The organism is Pseudomonadota bacterium (assembly GCA_030859565.1).
In the GTDB taxonomy this organism is placed as follows: Bacteria; Pseudomonadota; Gammaproteobacteria; order JACCXJ01; family JACCXJ01; genus USCg-Taylor.
This window is the reverse complement of record JALZJW010000295.1, coordinates 1-2,053: the sequence shown is the minus strand read 5'-3', so window position 1 is coordinate 2,053 and position 2,053 is coordinate 1. Positions and strand designations below refer to the sequence as shown.

The window sequence follows — 2,053 nt, the reverse complement described above, 5'->3', positions numbered from 1 at the left end:
TTCCGGGGCTCCTCGAAGATATCTGCCGCGCCGTGGACGTTCTGGGCGATCGCGAAAAGAAGCGCAAAAAGAAACTTTCCGGTTACCTTAAGCAATTCCGGCACGCCACCACCGCCTTACCGGATGCCGCTGTCGTGCTTGGAACGAACGACCAGATCGAATGGGCCAACCCCGCGGCCGAAAACCTGCTCGGGATTCAGTGGCCGCAAGACTGGCGGCAACGGATCACCAATCTTGTGCGGGATCCGAAGTTCACCGCCCTGCTCAACGAAAACCACGATACCGGATTGACTCATACCGCGGAGATCCCCTCGCCGCTCGGCGCCGAGCGTATACTCAGTATCATCATCGTGCCTTTCGGGGCGGACCAGCGCCTCTTAACCGCGCGCGATTTCACGCGCCTGCACCGCCTCGATCAAGTGCGCCGGGATTTCGTAGCCAACGTATCCCACGAGCTGCGCACCCCGGTGACCGTCATTCGAGGCTACCTCGAAATCCTAGTCAGTGATCCGGAACGGTGCCCCGAGGCCTGGCGTCCGATCTTGGCGCAGCTTGAGACGCAAACGCTAAGAATGCAAAGCATCATCGAGGATCTGCTGTTACTCTCGCGGCTGGGACAATCCGATAAGGTCACGGACGCCCGGCCCGTGCAGGTGTCCGAGCTCATCGGCACCATTTATCAAGAGGCGCAGGCGCTCGCCGGAAAGCCGCGCCACATGTTCTCGCTCGAGATCGATCCGGCGCTAAGCATCCTCGGGGCAAGGAACGAATTGCACAGCGCCTTTTCGAACCTGGTCGTGAATGCAATCCGTTATACGCCTGAAGGCGGGGTGATCCGCATCCGCTGGTATAAAGACGCCTCAGGGGCGCATTTCGAGGTGAGCGATACCGGGATCGGGATCCCGCCCCAACACCTGCCGCGGTTGACGGAGCGGTTTTACCGTGTCGATCAGAGCCGCTCGCGCGAGAGCGGCGGCACTGGCCTCGGCCTGGCCATCGTGAATCACGTGCTAAAGCGGCACCAGGCGCGCTTGCACATCGACAGTACCGTCGGAAAAGGCAGTACGTTTCGCTGCGATTTTCCCGGCGATCTCATCACGCCGCCGCCCGCGGAAACCGCGATTGAATCCTTAAAATCGTATTAGGGGTTCTACCCGAATGGCACTTACTTAAGCTTCTTTGGGTGGCCATATTTGCGGACTTCCTCTCTGGCGAAACGCTGTCACTCCGTCCGTCATAATAGTTTAACAAAACCGCGTTACCGTGAGCCCCCTCTGACAAAGGGGCAACGATTCGTGTTGCTCCCCGATTTCCATCTCGTAGGAGGCAACAATGACCGACAAGCACGTGACGTTTTCCTCTCATCATGACGAAGACGCGATAACCAACACATCGGATAACCCGTCCTTCGACAGAATTCTGCAAATGCGCCTTTCGCGCCGCCAATTGCTGCGCGGCACCGCCGGCGCCGCTGCCATGGCGGTCTTCGGCAGCGTTGGTTTAGGCTCTGCCTGGGCTGCCGGTCAACGGCACGGAGGTCAGGATGTCCGGCCGGGCCCCTTAATGCTTAATTTTGACGCTGTCCCCAAAAGGCTAGCGGACGTCGTTACGCTGCCGTCGGGATACCGCCATACGGTGTTATACCGTCTGGGCGATCCGATCGCCGCTGGCGTCGCCGATTATCTGAACGATGGCACGGACGATCCGGAGAGTTTTGCGCATCGTGCCGGCGATCATCACGACGGCATGAGTTACTTCGGCCTGAGCCGCAATGGTAAGCGCGACGAGAACTCCTCGCACCGCGGTCTACTGTGCGTCAACCATGAAGCGATCACACCGGCCTTCCTGCACCCGACCGGCCAAACCGTCGTCGACGGGGCGCGAACCGTACCGGAGGAAGTGCTGCGCGAATTCTACGTGCATGGCGTCAGCGTCATCAAGGTAGTTAAGAAGCGAGGGAAGAAAGGGGAGTGGAGCTACAAGCAAAACTCCCGCTTCAACCACCGCATTCACACGTTGACGCCCATGAAGCTGTCCGGACCGGCGGCTGAGA

The 2,053-nt window shown here is 59.5% G+C and carries 2 protein-coding genes; both read left to right on the top strand.

The genetic code is table 11. The annotated features are described in order from the left end of the window. On the top strand, nucleotides 1–1,145 hold a 1,145-nt coding region (gene phoR / locus M3436_20970; GenBank protein ID MDQ3566437.1), incomplete at its 5' end, for a phosphate regulon sensor histidine kinase PhoR. A gap of 187 nt (nucleotides 1,146–1,332) precedes the next feature. After that, nucleotides 1,333–2,053, top strand: a 721-nt coding sequence (locus M3436_20965) for a DUF839 domain-containing protein (GenBank protein MDQ3566436.1), incomplete at its 3' end; no start/stop codon positions are given.